At 52.8% G+C, this 17,576-nt stretch carries 15 protein-coding genes and 1 pseudogene; 10 read left to right on the forward strand and 6 right to left on the reverse strand.

What is annotated here, in order from left to right; genetic code table 11:
* Window positions 1–136: 136 nt before the first annotated feature.
* Window positions 137–383, forward strand: a pseudogene (locus ACMYSL_RS17700) (hypothetical protein); the annotation flags it as partial.
* Between the two features lie 12 nt (window positions 384–395).
* Here the strand turns inward: ACMYSL_RS17700 and rluC are convergent.
* A complete protein-coding gene (gene rluC, locus ACMYSL_RS17705; RefSeq protein ID WP_182237868.1) occupies window positions 396–1,349 on the reverse strand; it encodes a 23S rRNA pseudouridine(955/2504/2580) synthase RluC in 954 nt (317 codons plus the stop codon).
* A 697-nt stretch (window positions 1,350–2,046) separates the two neighbouring features.
* Here rluC and rne point away from each other — a divergent pair.
* Window positions 2,047–5,286 (forward strand): ribonuclease E, encoded by a 3,240-nt coding sequence (gene rne / locus ACMYSL_RS17710; protein ID WP_434659229.1) that lies wholly within the window; start codon window positions 2,047–2,049, stop codon window positions 5,284–5,286.
* 41 nt (window positions 5,287–5,327) lie between these two features.
* Here the strand turns inward: rne and ACMYSL_RS17715 are convergent, their stop codons facing one another.
* Entirely contained in the window at window positions 5,328–6,263 is a 936-nt protein-coding gene (locus ACMYSL_RS17715) for a LysR family transcriptional regulator (protein ID WP_228288551.1), read from the reverse strand.
* Window positions 6,264–6,372: 109 nt separating this feature from the next.
* Here ACMYSL_RS17715 and ACMYSL_RS17720 point away from each other — a divergent pair, with 109 nt between their 5' ends.
* Window positions 6,373–7,587, forward strand: a complete 1,215-nt coding sequence (locus tag ACMYSL_RS17720; RefSeq protein ID WP_434659230.1) for an MFS transporter — start codon at window positions 6,373–6,375, stop codon at window positions 7,585–7,587.
* Window positions 7,588–7,641: 54 nt separating this feature from the next.
* On the opposite strand, the gene murJ is transcribed toward ACMYSL_RS17720, so the two are convergent.
* The 4 genes from murJ to rimJ all read right to left on the reverse strand — a co-directional run bounded on the left by murJ (window position 7,642) and on the right by rimJ (window position 11,457).
* Entirely contained in the window at window positions 7,642–9,177 is a 1,536-nt protein-coding gene (gene murJ, locus ACMYSL_RS17725) for a murein biosynthesis integral membrane protein MurJ (RefSeq protein ID WP_112217210.1), read from the reverse strand.
* A gap of 112 nt (window positions 9,178–9,289) precedes the next feature.
* A complete protein-coding gene (locus tag ACMYSL_RS17730; RefSeq protein WP_304258092.1) occupies window positions 9,290–10,213 on the reverse strand; it encodes a Gfo/Idh/MocA family protein in 924 nt (307 codons plus the stop codon).
* Between the two features lie 2 nt (window positions 10,214–10,215).
* A complete protein-coding gene (locus ACMYSL_RS17735; protein WP_181482701.1) occupies window positions 10,216–10,863 on the reverse strand; it encodes a YceH family protein in 648 nt (215 codons plus the stop codon).
* Between the two features lie 9 nt (window positions 10,864–10,872).
* Entirely contained in the window at window positions 10,873–11,457 is a 585-nt protein-coding gene (gene rimJ / locus ACMYSL_RS17740; protein ID WP_434659231.1) for a ribosomal protein S5-alanine N-acetyltransferase, read from the reverse strand.
* Window positions 11,458–11,686: 229 nt separating this feature from the next.
* On the opposite strand from rimJ, the gene mdtH reads away from it, so the two are divergent.
* From mdtH to solA, 7 genes are all read left to right on the forward strand, one after another.
* A complete protein-coding gene (gene mdtH / locus ACMYSL_RS17745) occupies window positions 11,687–12,895 on the forward strand; it encodes a multidrug efflux MFS transporter MdtH (protein ID WP_434659232.1) in 1,209 nt (402 codons plus the stop codon).
* Between the two features lie 65 nt (window positions 12,896–12,960).
* Window positions 12,961–13,608: a glutaredoxin 2 gene (gene grxB / locus ACMYSL_RS17750; RefSeq protein ID WP_112217207.1), complete on the forward strand. Its 648-nt coding sequence runs from the start codon at window positions 12,961–12,963 to the stop codon at window positions 13,606–13,608.
* Between the two features lie 136 nt (window positions 13,609–13,744).
* Window positions 13,745–14,305 (forward strand): lipoprotein, encoded by a 561-nt coding sequence (locus tag ACMYSL_RS17755; RefSeq protein ID WP_112217206.1) that lies wholly within the window; start codon window positions 13,745–13,747, stop codon window positions 14,303–14,305.
* Window positions 14,306–14,427: 122 nt separating this feature from the next.
* Window positions 14,428–15,474: a dihydroorotase gene (gene pyrC, locus ACMYSL_RS17760; RefSeq protein WP_434659233.1), complete on the forward strand. Its 1,047-nt coding sequence runs from the start codon at window positions 14,428–14,430 to the stop codon at window positions 15,472–15,474.
* Window positions 15,475–15,546: 72 nt separating this feature from the next.
* On the forward strand, window positions 15,547–15,792 hold the full coding sequence (gene dinI / locus ACMYSL_RS17765; protein WP_110277098.1) for a DNA damage-inducible protein I: 246 nt from the start codon (window positions 15,547–15,549) through the stop codon (window positions 15,790–15,792).
* A 285-nt stretch (window positions 15,793–16,077) separates the two neighbouring features.
* A complete protein-coding gene (gene bssS / locus ACMYSL_RS17770; protein WP_004101039.1) occupies window positions 16,078–16,332 on the forward strand; it encodes a biofilm formation regulator BssS in 255 nt (84 codons plus the stop codon).
* A 125-nt stretch (window positions 16,333–16,457) separates the two neighbouring features.
* Entirely contained in the window at window positions 16,458–17,576 is a 1,119-nt protein-coding gene (gene solA / locus ACMYSL_RS17775; protein WP_434659234.1) for an N-methyl-L-tryptophan oxidase, read from the forward strand.

Consider the following 17,576-nt stretch of genomic DNA (forward strand, 5'->3'; position numbering starts at 1 on the left):
TAAATAGAATGTGAGATACTTTGTTGTGTATTTTTTATATATAGAATAAATAATTGTTGCATGCATTGATTAAATGTCATGAGACAAACTGCGAAAGGTCAGTTAATTCTCAGCAGTTAGCCCGACAAGCGCTTTGCTGGTCAGTAACTATTTTAATCCTGGACGCTCGCTGGCAGGTGAAGTGGCTTATGAAGATTTGCGTACCGTCGATTTTTCAGCAGCTTAAAAGGGGTCAACGACGTCTTCGCCAAAGTCCATAAAGTATGGGCATCGCAAAATACGTAGGGCTGGAAACGAAAACGTGGCCAGAACTTGACCACGTTTTTTATAAAGCGCAACAGGACGAGGTTTTCCCATGGCTTGATAAGTGGCTCAAATCCTGAGCCTGATACACATTACTTTGCGTTACGCAAAACCTGTAGGCAGCGCTTAAGCTGATTATCTAAAGGCGCTTCGACACGCATAACTTCCCCGGTTCCCGGATGCGTAAATTTCAGCGCTGCGGCATGCAGGAACAGACGGTTAAGGCCGGTTCCTGCCAGTTGCTTGTCGAATTCACGGTCGCCGTAACGATCGTCAAAGGCTATCGGGTGACCGGCATATTGTGTATGCACACGAATCTGATGGGTACGACCGGTTACCGGACTACAGCGCACTAGCGTCGCATGGGTATAACGTTCTTCCACCTTAAAACGGGTCTCTGAAGGTTTGCCCTCCTGATTGACCCGAACAATACGCTCGCCACTTTGCAGAATATTTTTCAGCAGAGGAGCCTGCACCACTTTGGTATGCGACTGCCACTGTCCACGCACCAGGGCCAGATAATCTTTCTGCATTCCTTTATCGCGCAGTTGCTCATGCAGCGAACGCAGCGCTGAACGCTTTTTCGCAACCAGCAAAACGCCAGACGTATCCCGATCGAGACGATGAACCAGTTCCAGGAAGCGAGCCTCCGGGCGCAACGCACGCAGACCTTCGATCACGCCAAAGCTCAGACCGCTACCGCCATGCACCGCTGTACCTGAAGGCTTATTGAGCACCAGAATGTGATCGTCTTCATAGAGAATGACGTCCGCCAGGGCGGCCACTTTTTGCAGATGCGGAGATACCGCTTCTTCTTCCCTTTCCGCTACCCGCACCGGCGGGATACGAACTTCGTCACCGGCTTCCAGTTTGTATTCCGGCTTAACACGTTTTTTGTTCACCCGCACCTCGCCTTTACGCAAGATGCGATAAATCATGCTCTTCGGTACGCCTTTGAGTTGCGTACGCAAAAAGTTGTCGATACGTTGCCCTGCGTCATCATCCGCAATGGCAACCATTTTTACGCTTGGGGTCTCAGTTTTCATGGTGCGCGATTCTAAATAGCCCGACGCATTAGCGCCACTCATTTTTATATGCTTATATTTATCATTATCTGGATTGCATCGCATGCTTCATCGTCGTTTTGTTTGTTATTAGAACAATCTGTATACGCTGGTGAAGAAACTGTGAGTAACCGGATGATAAAAGGTAAAAGTCAACTTGCTATAACAAGCTTAGCAATGGAATAATGATGCAGTTTTCCGTGCTGAGCCTTGTTAGAACAAGAAATTAGCGGAATGACCAATTTTGTCTGACCGATCATCCACGCAGCAATGGCGTAAGACGTATTGATCTTTCAGACAGTTAGCGGGCTGCGGGTTGCAGTCCTTACCGGTACAGGCTCTATGGATTTTACGTCGCAGGAAGGCGTCAACTCCGGGATTCCCGGGAGCTCATCTGAGTCAAATGATTGAGATGAGCAGGTTAAGCCAACACGCCTGCAACGTGAAAAACAATGGGTATAAATGGAATCTTCTCTGGTGATACATCCCAGGCAGTTCCCCTGATAATTGCACTGTGTTTCCGTTTGAAATACAGGCGACCGACACTCTGCGCCTCTTAAGCGCGCGACAACCGTGAGGTTGGCGACGTGAACCAGACTCGAGGCCATCGGTTTCCCCCGGTAAGGCGTTACTCTGCCCGTAGCTTAGTCGTCAATGTAAGAATAATGAGTAAGTTACGATGAAAAGAATGTTAATCAACGCAACTCAGCAGGAAGAGTTGCGCGTCGCCCTTGTTGATGGGCAGCGCCTGTACGACCTGGATATTGAAAGCCCCGGGCACGAACAGAAAAAAGCGAACATCTACAAAGGCAAAATCACTCGCATTGAACCTAGCCTCGAAGCCGCATTTGTTGATTACGGTGCCGAGCGTCATGGTTTCCTCCCCCTCAAAGAAATCGCCCGCGAATACTTCCCTGCCAACTACAACTCTCATGGCCGCCCTAACATTAAGGACGTGCTGCGTGAAGGCCAGGAAGTGATCGTTCAGATTGATAAAGAAGAGCGTGGCAACAAAGGGGCCGCCCTCACCACCTTTATCAGCCTGGCGGGTAGCTATCTGGTGCTGATGCCGAACAACCCACGCGCTGGCGGTATTTCACGCCGTATCGAGGGTGACGATCGTACCGAGTTAAAAGAAGCGCTGGCTAGTCTTGAGCTGCCAGAAGGCATGGGGCTTATCGTACGCACCGCAGGCGTCGGCAAATCCGCTGAAGCTCTGCAGTGGGACTTAAGTTTCCGCCTGAAGCACTGGGAAGCTATCAAGAAAGCAGCCGAAAGCCGCCCTGCGCCATTTCTGATCCACCAGGAAAGCAACGTTATCGTGCGCGCTTTCCGTGATTACCTGCGTCAGGATATTGGCGAAATCCTTATCGACAACCCGAAAGTGCTTGAGCTGGCTCGCCAGCATATCGCAGCGCTGGGCCGTCCGGATTTCAGCAGCAAAATCAAACTGTACACCGGTGAAATCCCGTTGTTCAGTCACTATCAGATTGAGTCACAGATTGAATCTGCTTTCCAGCGTGAAGTTCGCCTGCCTTCCGGCGGTTCTATCGTTATCGATAGCACCGAAGCACTGACCGCAATTGATATCAACTCCGCACGCGCGACCCGCGGCGGCGATATCGAAGAAACCGCGTTCAACACTAACCTGGAAGCAGCGGATGAAATCGCTCGCCAACTGCGCCTGCGTGACCTCGGCGGCCTGATCGTTATCGACTTCATCGACATGACGCCAGTACGCCACCAGCGTGCGGTTGAAAACCGCCTGCGCGAAGCGGTGCGCCAGGATCGTGCGCGTATTCAGATCAGCCACATTTCTCGCTTTGGTCTGCTGGAGATGTCCCGTCAGCGCCTGAGCCCATCGCTTGGCGAGTCCAGCCATCACGTCTGCCCGCGCTGTTCAGGCACCGGAACAGTACGTGACAACGAGTCGCTGTCGCTCTCCATTCTTCGTCTGATTGAAGAAGAAGCGTTGAAAGAGAACACCAAAGAAGTTCACGCTATCGTGCCGGTACCGATTGCTTCTTACCTGCTGAACGAAAAACGTGCTGCGGTTAGCGCCATTGAAACTCGTCAGACCGATATACGCGTCATCATCGTCCCGAACGATGAGATGCAAACCCCGCACTACTCTGTACTGCGCGTGCGTAAAGGTGAAGAAACCTCGACTCTGAGCTATCTGCTGCCGAAACTGCACGAAGAAGAGATGGCGATGCCTTCTGATGAAGAGCCGCCAGAGCGCAAGCTTCCAGAACAACCTGCACTGGCTGCTTTTGTGATGCCAGATGCACCGCCTGCTCCTGCACAGGATGAACCAACCAGCTCACCAGCGGCTAGCACTCCAGCGGCATCTGCTACGCCTAAAGCGGCTGCACCGGCTCAGCCTGGCCTGGTATCGCGCTTCTTCAGCGCGTTGAAAAACATGTTCTCCGGCGCAGAAGAAGCCAAACCAGCGGAAGTTCAGGTAGAAGCTAAAGCGGAAGAGAAAACAGAACGTCAGCAAGAGCGCCGTAAACCGCGTTCGAATAACCGACGCGATCGCAACGATCGTCGCGATAATCGTGACAATCGTGATAACCGGGACAATCGTGCTGATAACGGCGAAGGTCGGGAGTCTCGCGAGTCTCGCGAAGAAAGCCGCCGCAATCGCCGCGAGAAGCAGCAGAACGTCGAGGCGCGTGAACCTCGCCAGACTACCGGTGAAGATGCGGAGAAAGGCAAAGTCCGTGACGAGCAACAACCTCGTCGCGAGCGTAACCGTCGTCGTAATGATGATAAACGTCAGGCTCCACAAGAAGCGAAAGCACTGGCTCCTGAAGAACCTGTCGTGCAGGAAAGCGAGCAGGAAGAACGCGTTCAGACAATGCCACGTCGCAAACCGCGCCAGTTGGCACAGAAGGTTCGTGTTGAATCTGCTGCTGCCGAGCAGGTTGTTGAAACGGTTGAAGCTGCGCAGCCGGAAATCGTCGCGCCGCGTACGGAACTAGCAAAAGTCGATCTGCCAGCGGTTGTTGTTGAAACTGTCGCTGAGAACGACGAAAGCATTGATACACGCGAAGCCGATGCTCGTGAATCTAACGGTATGCCGCGCCGCTCACGTCGCTCTCCTCGCCATCTGCGCGTAAGTGGTCAGCGTCGTCGTCGCTATCGTGACGAGCGTTACCCGACTCAATCCCCGATGCCGCTCACTGTAGCCTGTGCATCGCCGGAAATGGCGTCAGGTAAGGTGTGGATCCGTTACCCAGTCGTTCGCCCGCAGGAACCGCAGCAAGAAGAAGCTCAGGTTCAGGAGTTCACGACTGTAGCGGTAGAACCTGTTGTTTTGCCAGCTGTTGTTGCAGAACCTGTTGTCGCTGAAGTTGTGACACCGGCAGTGGTCGAAGAGAGCGTTGCGGAGCAGGTCATTACCGCTGAGCCGCAAGTCGTCATCAGCGAACCTGAAGTTCCGGTTGTAGAAACAACTCATCCGGAAGTTATCGCCGCGCCGGTTGATGAACAGCCGCAGCTGATCGCGTCAACAGATGAGGTCGTGGCTGAAACTGTCGTTGCTGAATCCGTAGAAGCAGCTACAGAACAAACTGTCGAACCAGAAGAGCTGGCGGTTGCAGAAGAACCTGCCGCAGTAGAGGACGTTGCTGTGGTAGAAGAAATTCCTGTAACTGCGCAGCCAGCACCTGTAGCAGAACCGGTTGTTGAAGCTGAGTCTGAAGCGGTTGTTGCCCCGGTTGTCGTTGTAGCTAATCGCAACGCTACCGCGCCGATGACGCGCGCACCTGCACCAGCTTATGAGTCGGAAGCACCGCGCCACAGTGACTGGGTCCGTCCGGACTTCGCCTTTGATGGTAAAGGTGCGGCAGGCGGACACAGTGCAACCCACCAGGCGTCAGCTGGGCCTACTCGTCCGCAACCTGTAGAGTAAGTTCCACACCTAAAAAGACCGGCCTTTGTGCCGGTCTTTTTTTATTCCCCTTCCGGCTGCTGCATCCCTGCTACCTGCGGCATCACCTCTCGCATCAAATCAAGAAACTTACGCAGCCGTGTCGGATAATAACGCGCCCACGGATAAACCAGATGCACCGGTAGCGAAGAAGCTCTCCACTGCGGAAACAGTTCAACCAGCCGCCCGGCGGCAATATCTTCCGCAACTGCCCAGCTTGAAACTATCGCTACTCCCAGCCCAGCCAGCGCGGTATTGCGCGCCACATGTACGCTATCGGTACTCAGACAGGGGGCAATAGCAAAAGTAATTTGCCGACCGTCGGTCTCAGATTGCAGCATCACTTCATGCTGATAAAATGTACTGATTGCTACCCACGGCAGTGCCGACATCTCCTGTGGAGTCTTTAAGGTCGGAGAGTTCGCCAGTAATGACGGTGAGGCAACAACGCTACGTGGAACCACAGCCAGTTGTACCGACACCGTCGCTGGATCGACTTCAGCGCCTACACGAATCGCGCAGTCGATACCGTCACTGAGAAAGTCTACTGTCTTATCATTCAGCATCCACTCCACTGACAGCTGCGGGTAGCGCTGTAGAAATCCTACTAATGGTCCTAATAGTTGCTGCTGACCAAACGCGTGTGGCGCCCTTACCCGCAATACGCCGACCGGCCGATCGTCTGTAATGCGTAGATCGTCTTCCAGTGCCAGCCAGGCATCTACAACCTGCCGCGCATGCTGATAACAGCGCTCACCGTCATCGGTTAACTTCATCGCATGGGTGGTACGTAGAATCAGCTTCGCGCCTAGCAGGCCTTCCAGAGACTGTAATCGTCGACTTACCGTTGCCTGAGTCGTATTCATCTGTACAGCTGCCGCTGAGAGAGAACCAGCCTCAACGATACGAATAAACGTTCGCATCAGTTCTATACGATCTATACGCTCCTGCTTCTTCATTTTTCTTTTGCCTATACGCTATACGTATAACCGTTTTACCACCGGTCTATCTACCACGCCAACCCTATTCCGGGAAAAATAGCGCCATCGCTTCTACGAGGAATTCATCATGACACCAACTCCACTCACTTCCCGCGCCGCCGGATGGGTTATTTTTATACTCGCCCTGGGCGCAGGCTTCAGCGTCGCCTCAATCTATTATGCTCAACCGCTACTGCCGCTGATGGGGGCGAACCTGCATCTGAGCATAGAGGGAATGGGGCTGGTTCCGACCCTAACGCAAGCGGGCTACGCGCTGGGCATTCTTTTTCTTCTCCCGCTTGGCGACCGCCACGATCGCAGGACGCTGATTCTGATGAAAAGCGTCGCACTGGCAATACTTTTGCTGTTGTGTAGCCTGACTGGCCAACTGACTTCACTACTGGTTGTCAGCCTGCTTATCGGCATGGCGGCAACAATGGCCCAGGATATCGTACCGGCTGCGGCCATCCTGGCTCCGGCGGGCAAACAAGGGAAAATGGTGGGCACGGTTATGACCGGCCTGCTGCTGGGGATCCTGCTCTCGCGAACCGTCAGCGGATTAGTCGGTGCCCTGTTCGGCTGGAGAGTGATGTATCAGGCCGCAGCTGTCAGTATCGCGCTGATTGGCCTGGTCATGTGGCGCGTGCTGCCACGCTTTGAAATTCACTCAACCCTAAGCTACCCGCAGTTGATGAAATCTATGGCGCATCTGTGGCAACGCTATCCGGCACTGCGTCGCGCCGCATTTGCTCAGGGTTTCCTTTCTATTGCCTTCAGCGCATTCTGGTCAACGCTGGCGGTCATGTTGCTGGCGCATTATCAGATGGGGAGCGCGGTAGCCGGCGGGTTTGGTATTGCAGGTGCCGCCGGGGCGCTCGCCGCACCGCTGGCCGGCGGCCTCGCCGATAAATTTGGGGCAGAAAAGGTCACACAATTGGGTGCCGCGCTGGTTACCATCTCTTTTGCTCTGATGTTCCTGCTACCGATACTGCCGCCGCACGGCCAGCTGATCCTGATAGCCATCTCGGCTATCGGCTTTGACCTCGGGCTGCAATCCAGCCTCGTGGCCCACCAGAATCTGGTTTATGGTCTGGAACCTCAGGCACGTGGTCGCCTGAACGCGTTGCTGTTCACCGGGGTATTTATTGGTATGTCACTGGGCTCCGTCCTGGGCAGCAAACTGTATGTAGCGGCGGGCTGGAGTGGCGTGGTGACGCTGGCGGTCATTACCGGTGCGATTGCTCTTGGGATCCGCTTGCTGGAAAGCGCCCGGGTCGTCTCGGCACAGCGTACCGTTAGGTAAAAAAAAGCCGCTCTGCATAGATTGCAGAGCGGCTTTTTATTCTGGTCAACCGGCTCAGACCGTGCGCCGAGCGAACTCTTTCACGCGAAAGCCCAGCAGCAATAGCGTCGCGAAGTAGGCAATGACGCCAACCGCAACAACCGCCATCAAACGCAGCAGACGCAATGGCATCGTCCCCAGCGACCACTCAGGCATCACGTACATCATGCCGAGCAGCGCCGCAGCCATCACCACTACCGCAACCACCAAGCGCAACAGGAACAGGAACCAGCCCGGCTGAGGAGTGAAAATTTTCTGCTTGCGCAATTGCCAGTACAACAATGCGGCGTTAAGGCAGGCAGCCAGGCCAATCGATAATGACAAACCCGCGTGCTTCAGCGGGCCAATAAATGCCAGGTTCATTACCTGCGTCATAATAAGCGTGACTATCGCTATTTTTACCGGCGTTTTGATGTCCTGACGCGAATAAAAGCCGGGAGCCAGTACTTTCACAACAATCAGTCCCATCAGGCCAACGGAATATGCCACCAACGCACGTTGTGTCATCGCCGCATCAAAGGCAGTAAATTTGCCATACTGGAACAACGCAACGGTTAGCGGCTTGGCGAGTATCCCTAGCGCTACGGCGCTGGGCAGCGCAAGCAGGAAGCACAGGCGCAATCCCCAATCCATCAACCTGCAGTACTCATCATGGTTGCCGCTGGCAAAACTCTTGGACAGCGAAGGTAGGAGGATGGTCCCTAGCGCCACACCCAGCACGCCGGATGGGAACTCCATCAGGCGATCGGCATAATACATCCACGAAACGGACCCGGAGACCAAAAACGAGGCAAAAATAGTGTTAATGATCAGAGATATCTGGCTGACGGATACGCCAAGAATTGCCGGACCCATCTGCTTAACTACCCGTACGGCTCCCGCATCTTTGAGATTAATTCGCGGTAGCACCAGCATGCCGATTTTTTTCAAGTGCGGCAGCTGATAGGCGAGCTGCAAAACACCGCCAACCGTCACCGCCCACGCCATGGCCAGCATCGGCGGATTAAAGTACGGCGCAGCAAACAACGCAAAACCAATCATGCTCACGTTGAGGAAAGTTGGCGCAAAAGCAGGTACCGAAAAACGGTTCCAGGTGTTGAGAATCGCCCCAACCAAAGAAGCCAGCGAAATCAACAGAATATAGGGGAAAGTGATGCGCAGCAGCTGAGTCGTCAGCAAGAATTTATCAGGCGAATCAGCAAACCCTGGCGCCGTCACGGTAATCACCCACGGTGCCGCAAGCATACCGGCAACGGTCACCAAAGCCAGTATCAGCGTCAATAACCCAGAGACATAGGATACAAAAACGCGAGTCGCGTCTTCGCCCTGCTTGCTTTTATATTCGGCAAGAATTGGCACAAAAGCCTGAGAGAACGCGCCCTCAGCGAAAATACGCCGTAAAAGGTTTGGTAACTTGAACGCGACGAAGAAGGCGTCGGTTGCCATTCCTGCACCAAAAATACGAGCGACAATCGCATCACGCGCAAAACCCAACACGCGCGAAAACATGGTCATCGAACTGACTGCCGCCAGTGATTTTAAAAGATTCATTAACGTGTAATTCCACAACCCTGGAGTAAAACGCCCGCAAATGCGGGCGCTGGAAAGTGGCGATAGTCTACCGAGTTCATGATGAAATACTACTGCCAGATGTTACAACGGGTTATTCACTCATCGCCTCGCGCCAGAGTTTTTCCACAATGCGCTGGGCCAACAGCGCCTGCTCGCCTGCAGTTTCGGGAACCGTCTGATTTTGCACACATTCAATAAAATGGCGCGCACAGCCGGCAAATCCACGTTGTTCCAGAGTCGTTTGCCAACCGGGAACCGGACGTTGTATTACGCCGAGCCCACGCTCTTCTTGCCACTCTCGCATATCCTGCACTTCATAGAGTCCACCGTCGGTCACCGCCTGCACCCACTCCCGCTGGCTACCGCCGCGACGGTGCATGCTGGTTGTGACCTGAATTTGTGCGGAGCTGAAATGATGTTCCGCGTAAAGCATTTCACCTTGCGCCGTCGTTTGCAGCGTTCCGCTGCTCAAACGCACCTTATCACCTGCCAGCCACAATGCTGTATCGACAACATGTAAATAGTCATCCAACAGAGTAAAGCGCAGATCGTGGCCCACGCTGTCGCTGCGGTGCTTATCCATTCGCAGCGAGGCCGCATTGCTCAATTGCGCTTTTAGTTCACGATACAGCGGCGCAAAACGACGGTTAAAACCCACCATCAGCGTTAGGTTACGCCGGGCTGCCAGTTCTACCAGCGACTCCGCATCGCTGAGCTTATCCGCCAGCGGTTTATCAACGCAGACATGAACTCCAGCATTGAGCAGTTGGCTCACAATTTCATAATGTGAAGCCGTTGAAGTGTGCACGAATACAGCGTCACACTGTGCTGCCAGTTGCTCTAGTGAATCGGCATAGGGAATACGCCAGGTTTCGCAGACAGGCAACGCTTTCTCTTTTCCACGGGACCACGCCGCCTGTAGCGTCCAGCCGTCCGCGGCCCCCAGCACCGGCAGCCAGGCCTTTTGTGCTATCCCCCCTAAACCAACAACACCTACGCGTAGTTTTGCCGACATGCTTAATCTCCCAGATGAGCCAGCAGTGAATCCAGCCGCGCTTTTAGCTCTGCCACTTCCTCTTCCAGAACCTCAACACGGGCCTGAAGATCATCACCCGGCGGTGAAACGGCTTCCACTGCGGTGATAAGTGAATCCATATCATCGCAGAAGAGATGCATATAGCGACTTTCACGTTTTCCCGGCTCACGCGGCAAGCGCGCGACATACGGACCGTCTTCGCGTTTAGCCAGATTTTCGAGAACGCTTTCAACTTCCGCCATATCGCTGAACTCATGCATCCGTTGTGCTCGTCCCCGGAGTTCACCAGGCGTCTGCGCGCCGCGCAAAAGTAGTGTGGTGACGATAGCCACCTCGGCAGAGGTTAATTTCAGATCGCCAAACTCAGAGTTGCAGAAACGTTGTTCATATTTGGTCACCCGGTTACCGAACCCACTCACCGTGCGCAAGTAGTGCCGTTTCACTAGCGTATCAAGGAGGTCCTGAACATCGCTCTCACTTAATGACATCACCGGCTCACGGTTCGTTTTCTGATTACACGCGGTCACGACCGCATTAACCGATAGAGGATATTGCTCCGGCGTGGTGACCTGCTTTTCCAACAGGCAGCCAATGACGCGCGCTTCATGCGCGGTTAACTGATATTTCATGGTGTCTCCTTAGCGACCCGGGATCCAGTCCGGTGTCGTCAACGCCGTCAATACATGATCGCGCCACTGCCCATCGATCAGCAGATAATCTTTGGCGTAACCCTCTTTTTCAAAGCCCAAACGCGCCAGTAAATCGCCGCTGCGCTGATTATGCGGCATATAGTTTGCCATTATGCGGTGGATGTGTTGCGTGCGTTGCATATAGCGAATGGCCGAAGTTAATGCTTCGAACATCAGTCCCTGTCCCTGCCATTTCTCAGCGATGGAATAACCGAGATAACAGGCGTGAAACGACCCGCGCACGACATTGGAAAAATTCGCCACGCCGACAATTTCTTTTTCTTCCGCATCAAGCAGAGCAAAATAAAATGCCGAACCTTGCTTATGAAACTCCGAGATCATCGACAAACGCGCCTGCCAACCGGAAGGGTAACAGTGGCTGTCATCGCGCACTGGCTCCCAGGGTTTTAAGAACCCTTTATTCTCCGCGTAATAATCGGCCAGACGCCAGGCGTCACGATCGTGAACCAGGCGTACCACCAGCCGGTCCGTCGTCAAACGCACCTTCGGTACGTTACTGCGATAGCCAAACATTCCCCTCTCCTGTTCCCCTGACGCAATACTTGCTCACTTTACTATACCTGTCCTGCGCGGCAGTGTGAAAACAGCAACATACCATTTTCTGCACCATCTCCGCTTTTCGATGAATAGCCTCTATCGTTCTTGCATTTTGATAAAAAAATATTGTCGCAAGTTAGCTGGGAAAATAACCTTCTACCCCGCAGAATGTCAGAGCTTATCCTTATTTTTCCCTGGAGGGGAAATGTCCCGCGTATCGCAGGCACGGAGCCTGGGTAAATATTTCCTGTTAGTCGATAACATGCTGGTGGTGCTCGGCTTTTTTGTCGTATTTCCGCTGATCTCTATTCGCTTTGTCGATCAAATGGGCTGGGCAGCACTCATGGTCGGGATCGCGCTCGGCCTGCGCCAGCTGGTGCAGCAAGGATTAGGTATCTTTGGCGGCGCGGTTGCCGACCGTTTCGGCGCCAAACCCATGATTGTCACCGGCATGCTGATGCGAGCCGGCGGTTTTGCTGCCATGGCCGTCGCCCATGAACCGTGGGTATTATGGCTGTCCTGCATTCTCTCCGGTCTTGGCGGCACCCTATTCGACCCGCCGCGAGCAGCCCTGGTGGTCAAACTTGTGCGCCCGCATCAGCGTGGCCGCTTTTTCTCTATTCTGATGATGCAGGACAGCGCAGGAGCGGTAATCGGCGCGCTGTTAGGCAGTTGGCTGTTGCAATATGATTTTCGTCTGGTTTGTAGCGCCGGGGCTGCGTTGTTCATCATCTGTGCGGCATTTAACGCCTGGTACCTTCCCGCCTGGAAACTCTCTACGGTGAAAACACCCGTGCGTGAAGGGCTGGGTCGGGTACTCCGTGACAAACGCTTTGTCACCTATGTTCTGACGCTGACGGGCTACTATATGCTGGCGGTTCAGGTCATGTTAATGCTGCCAATCATGGTCAACGACATTGCCGGTTCTCCATCAGCGGTAAAATGGATGTATGCCATTGAAGCGGCTATTTCACTAACCCTGCTCTATCCGATTGCCCGCTGGAGTGAAAAACGCTTTCGCCTTGAACATCGTTTGATGGCCGGCCTGTTGGTCATGACGCTGGCCATGATGCCGATTGGCTTAAGCAGCAATCTACAGCAACTGTTTACGCTGATTTGCATCTTTTATATAGGTTCTATTATTGCTGAACCTGCACGTGAAACGCTGGGGGCTTCGCTGGCGGATGCCAGAGCCAGAGGTAGCTACATGGGCTTTAGCCGCTTAGGATTAGCCTTTGGCGGTGCCTTCGGTTATGCCGGCGGAGGCTGGCTTTTTGACGCCGGTAAAGCCGCCGGGCAACCTGAGCTACCGTGGTTGATGTTAGGCATCATCGGCTTTGCAACGTTTATCGCGCTGTGGTGGCAGTTCAGCCCGAAACGTTCGACCTCAGGAATGCTGGAACCGCGCACCTGAGTTGCCGGACCCTCGTTTCTCTTCCATAATGAATTCAGGACACTCAGTCACTATGGAGGAGAAACGTGAAGTTATATATCTACGATCACTGCCCATTCTGCCTTAAAGCCCGCATGATTTTCGGCCTGAAGAATATCCCCGTCGAACTGATCACGATTCTGGAGGATGATGAATCAACCCCAACCCGAATGATCGGTCAGAAGATGGTGCCTATTCTGCAAAAAGACGACAGTCGCTACATGCCGGAAAGCATGGATATCGTGCATTACGTCGATAAACTGGATCGCCAACCGCTGCTCACCGGCCCGCGTAATCCGGCGATTGAAACCTGGTTGCGTAAAGTCAACTCCTATGCCAACCGCCTGCTGATGCCGCGTTTCGCAAAGTCTGCCTTTGATGAATTCTCTACGCCTGAAGCGCGCGCTTATTTTGTGAATAAGAAAGAAGCGTCAATTGGCAGTTTTGCCGATCATCTCGCACATTCCCCCGGGCTGGTTAAGAACATCAGCGACGATCTGCGGGCGCTGGATAAACTGATAGTTCAGCCTAACGCCGTTAATGGGGAACTGTCTGAAGATGATATTCATCTCTTTCCGCTACTGCGCAGCCTGACGCTGGTCGCAGGTGTGAGCTGGCCAAGCCGCGTCGCTGCCTACCGCGATAATATGGCCAAACAGACGCAGATTAATTTACTGTCATCTATGGCCATTTAGACCTAAGGCAGCGAAAGGTTGGGTCGTTCGCTGCCACCTCGCTTCTTTTTCAGTCTTTTCCGCTAGCACCTCCCGTGCTGGTAGGCCATGCTGCTTTGTGTCAGGATGAACCTATGGCATGACATTAAGGAACCCAATGAAAAAGATGTTTATCGCGGCCGCGCTTATTGTTAGCGGCCTTCTGAGCGGCTGTAACCAGCTTACGCAATATTCAGTTAGCGAGCAGGAAATCAACCAGGCGCTGCAGAAACGTAATCACTTCGCCAAGGATATTGGCCTGCCTGGCGTAGCGGATGCCCACATTGAGCTGAAAAACCTTACCAGCGCCATTGGTCGTGAAGAACCGAACAAAGTGACGTTAAGCGGAGTGGCGAATTTAGATCTGAATTCATTATTCGGTAACCAGAAAGCAACCATTGATCTGAAGCTCAAAGCGCTTCCGGTCTTTAATAAAGAAAAGGGGGCCATTTTCTTGCAGGAGATGGAAGTTGTTGATGCGAAAGTCCACCCTGAGAAGCTGCAGTCTGTCGTCCAAACGCTAATCCCCTATCTCAATCAATCACTACGTAGCTACTTCAATCAACAGCCCGCTTACGTGCTGCGCGAAGATGCCAGCACTGGTGAAGCATTGGCGAAAAAGTATGCTAAAGGTATCGAGGTGAAACCAGGGGAGATCATCATCCCCTTCACCAATTAATTCTTCGGGCGCTTCAGCGCCCGTTTTTTTACGGAAATTGATGCAAAGGAAAACGTTTACGCTTATCCTTGGTGCCCGGCAAAAACAGCCCTGATGACTGAACTTATTAGCCGGAGCCTTCCATGACAGCACAATCCCAGGTATTGAAAATCCGCCGCCCTGACGACTGGCATATTCATCTGCGCGATGACGATATGTTAAAAACCGTCGTGCCTTATACCAGTGAATTTTATAGCCGGGCGATCGTGATGCCGAATCTGGTCCCTCCTGTCACCACAGTAGAAGCCGCCATCGCCTACCGCCAGCGTATTCTTGATGCCGTCCCTGCGGATCATGATTTTACACCGCTAATGACCTGCTATCTGACCGATACACTCGACCCGGCAGAACTGGAACGCGGATTTAACGAGGGCGTGTTTACTGCCGCCAAACTCTATCCGGCCAATGCCACGACCAACTCCAGCCATGGCGTTACCAGCACCGATGCCATCATGCCAGTGCTTGAGCGTATGGAAAAACTGGGCATGCCGCTGCTGGTTCACGGTGAAGTCACCCACTCTGATATCGATATTTTCGACAGAGAAGCACGCTTTATTGACACGGTCATGGAGCCTTTGCGCCAGCGTCTGCCCGGCCTGAAGGTTGTCTTCGAACACATCACCACGAAAGACGCCGCTGAGTATGTACGCGATGGTAACGACCTGCTGGCGGCCACCATTACCCCTCAGCATCTGATGTTTAACCGCAACCATATGCTGGTTGGCGGCGTGCGCCCTCACCTTTACTGTCTACCGATTTTGAAACGTAATATCCATCAGCAGGCACTGCGTGAACTGGTCGCCAGCGGTTTCGAGCGAGCCTTCCTTGGCACTGACTCCGCCCCGCATGCCCGTCACCGCAAGGAGGCCAGTTGCGGCTGCGCAGGTTGTTTCAACGCGCCAACCGCGTTGGGAAGTTACGCGACGGTGTTTGAAGAGATGAACGCTCTACAGCACTTTGAAGCTTTTTGTTCACTTAATGGCCCACGTTTCTATGGTCTGCCGGTCAATGAAACCTATGTTGAACTGGTGCGTGAGGAAAGCACAGTGGTAGAGAGTATCTCGCTGCCAGGCGATTCACTGGTGCCGTTCCTCGCCGGAGAAACCGTGCGCTGGACGATGAAAAAATAAATCCCGCGCTCCCTGTTGTAAACGTGCAAATGATACTGTATAAATAAACAGTATATTACACAGGGGGCAATTATGCGCATTGAAGTGTCTATCGCCAAATCTACAGCCTTACCCAGCGGCGCCTTAGAAGCGCTGAACAATGAACTCTCGCGGCGTATCGATCAACAGTTCCCTTCGATGTCAAGTCAGGTGACGGTCCGATATGCGGCCAATAACAATTTGTCGGTCATCGGCGGTTTGAAAGAAGATAAAGACCGGATTAGCGAAATCCTGCAAGAAACCTGGGAAAGCGCTGACGATTGGTTTGTCCGCGACTAGTCAATTAAATTTGCTCCCTCATTGTGCAACTTTTTGCCGGGTCGCCCCGGCTTTTTTATTCTTTTCATACTCAGACATTCCCTATTGCCCCCGCTTACACCCTTATAAAATAACGAAGAATGAAGCCTTGCGCGCACAAAAAATCAGCAATCAGTGGTGTATGTATCTCTATTTCGTTTAATTTCTCGAGTTTATTCTTGACTACTGATATAATTAATTTGCTTCAGAAAATATGCATTAAACCTCGAGAACTGTTGTCTTTTAACATATGAAGAAGGGGTTATGATGGAAAAGAATAATGAAGTCATCCAGACCCATCCCCTCGTTGGATGGGACATCAGCACCGTGGATAGCTACGATGCGCTGATGTTGCGCCTGCACTACCAAAACCCCGCTCAAGAAAGCAGTAGAGACGCAGAAATTGGCCAGACGCTATGGCTAACAACGGACGTCGCACGTCAGTTTATTTCTATTCTGGAAGCAGGTATTGCGAAGATTGAATCCGGCGAATACCAGGAAAATGAGTATCGCAGACATTAGCAATAACGCACTAATGTCTAAATATTCACTGAACAGGCACCTATGGGTGCCTGAACTATTTTCGGACTTGTATAACAGCGGGTTGTTAATTACCCTGCTAATAAAGCAATAACCCGGAACTCACCATGCAATATGACCTCATCATTATCGGTAGCGGCTCCGTTGGCTCCGCCGCAGGCTATTATGCGCGACAGGCAGGGCTTAACGTTCTGATGATCGATTCACATCAGCCTCCACATCAGGAAGGCAGCCATCACGGTAACACGCGCCTCATTCGACACGCCTATGGCGAAGGTGAAAGGTATGTCCCTCTGGTGCTACGAGCACAAAAAATGTGGGATGAATTTGCCGCCGCCAGCGGTGAAGCCGTTTTTGAACGCACGGGGGTCATTAATCTTGGGCCCGCAAACTCCGAATTTCTGCGCAACGTTGCCAACAGCGCGCGCCAATTCCAGCTCAATATTGAAGAAATGGATGGCCAGGCCGTGATGGCTCGCTGGCCGGAAATCCGTGTACCACATGATTATCAGGCGATATTTGAACCGGCATCCGGTATATTGCGCAGCGAGCTGGCTATTGAGACCTGGATCCGCCTCGCCCGCGAAGCAGGCGCGGCCCAGCTATTCAATTGCCCGGTCTCCGCCATTCATCATCAGCCTAACGGTATAACCGTAGAAACAGTAGATGGTGAATACAGCGGTAAAAAACTGCTAGTCAGTGCCGGAACCTGGGCCACTCGCCTGCTGCCAAATCTGCCTGTTCAACCGGTCCGTAAGATTTTTGCCTGGTTTCAGGCCGATGGCCGCTACAGTACCAAGAATAACTTCCCGGCGTTTACGGGCGAATTACCCAATGGCGATCAATATTACGGTTTCCCGGCCGAAGACAATGAGTTGAAAATAGGCAAACATAACGGGGGGCAGCTCATTTCAGCCCCCGAAGAGCGCGCACCATTCGGCGCAGTTGCTACTGATGGCTCCGAATCTTTCAACTTCCTGCGCAACGTATTGCCCGGTATCGGCGGCTGTCTCCATGGCGCATCCTGTACCTACGATAATACGGCTGATGAAGACTTCATTATTGATATTCTTCCCGAACAGCCCAATACGCTCTTGATTACCGGGTTAAGCGGACACGGCTTTAAATTCGCTCCGGTACTGGGAGAGCTTGCCGTACAGTTCGCACTTGGTGAATCTTCTGAGTTTGATCTGACACCCTTTTCGCTGGCTCGCTTTCAGCAATAA

Origin of the sequence: Klebsiella sp. MISC125, assembly GCF_051131775.1 — a bacterium.
In the GTDB taxonomy this organism is placed as follows: domain Bacteria; phylum Pseudomonadota; class Gammaproteobacteria; order Enterobacterales; family Enterobacteriaceae; genus Klebsiella.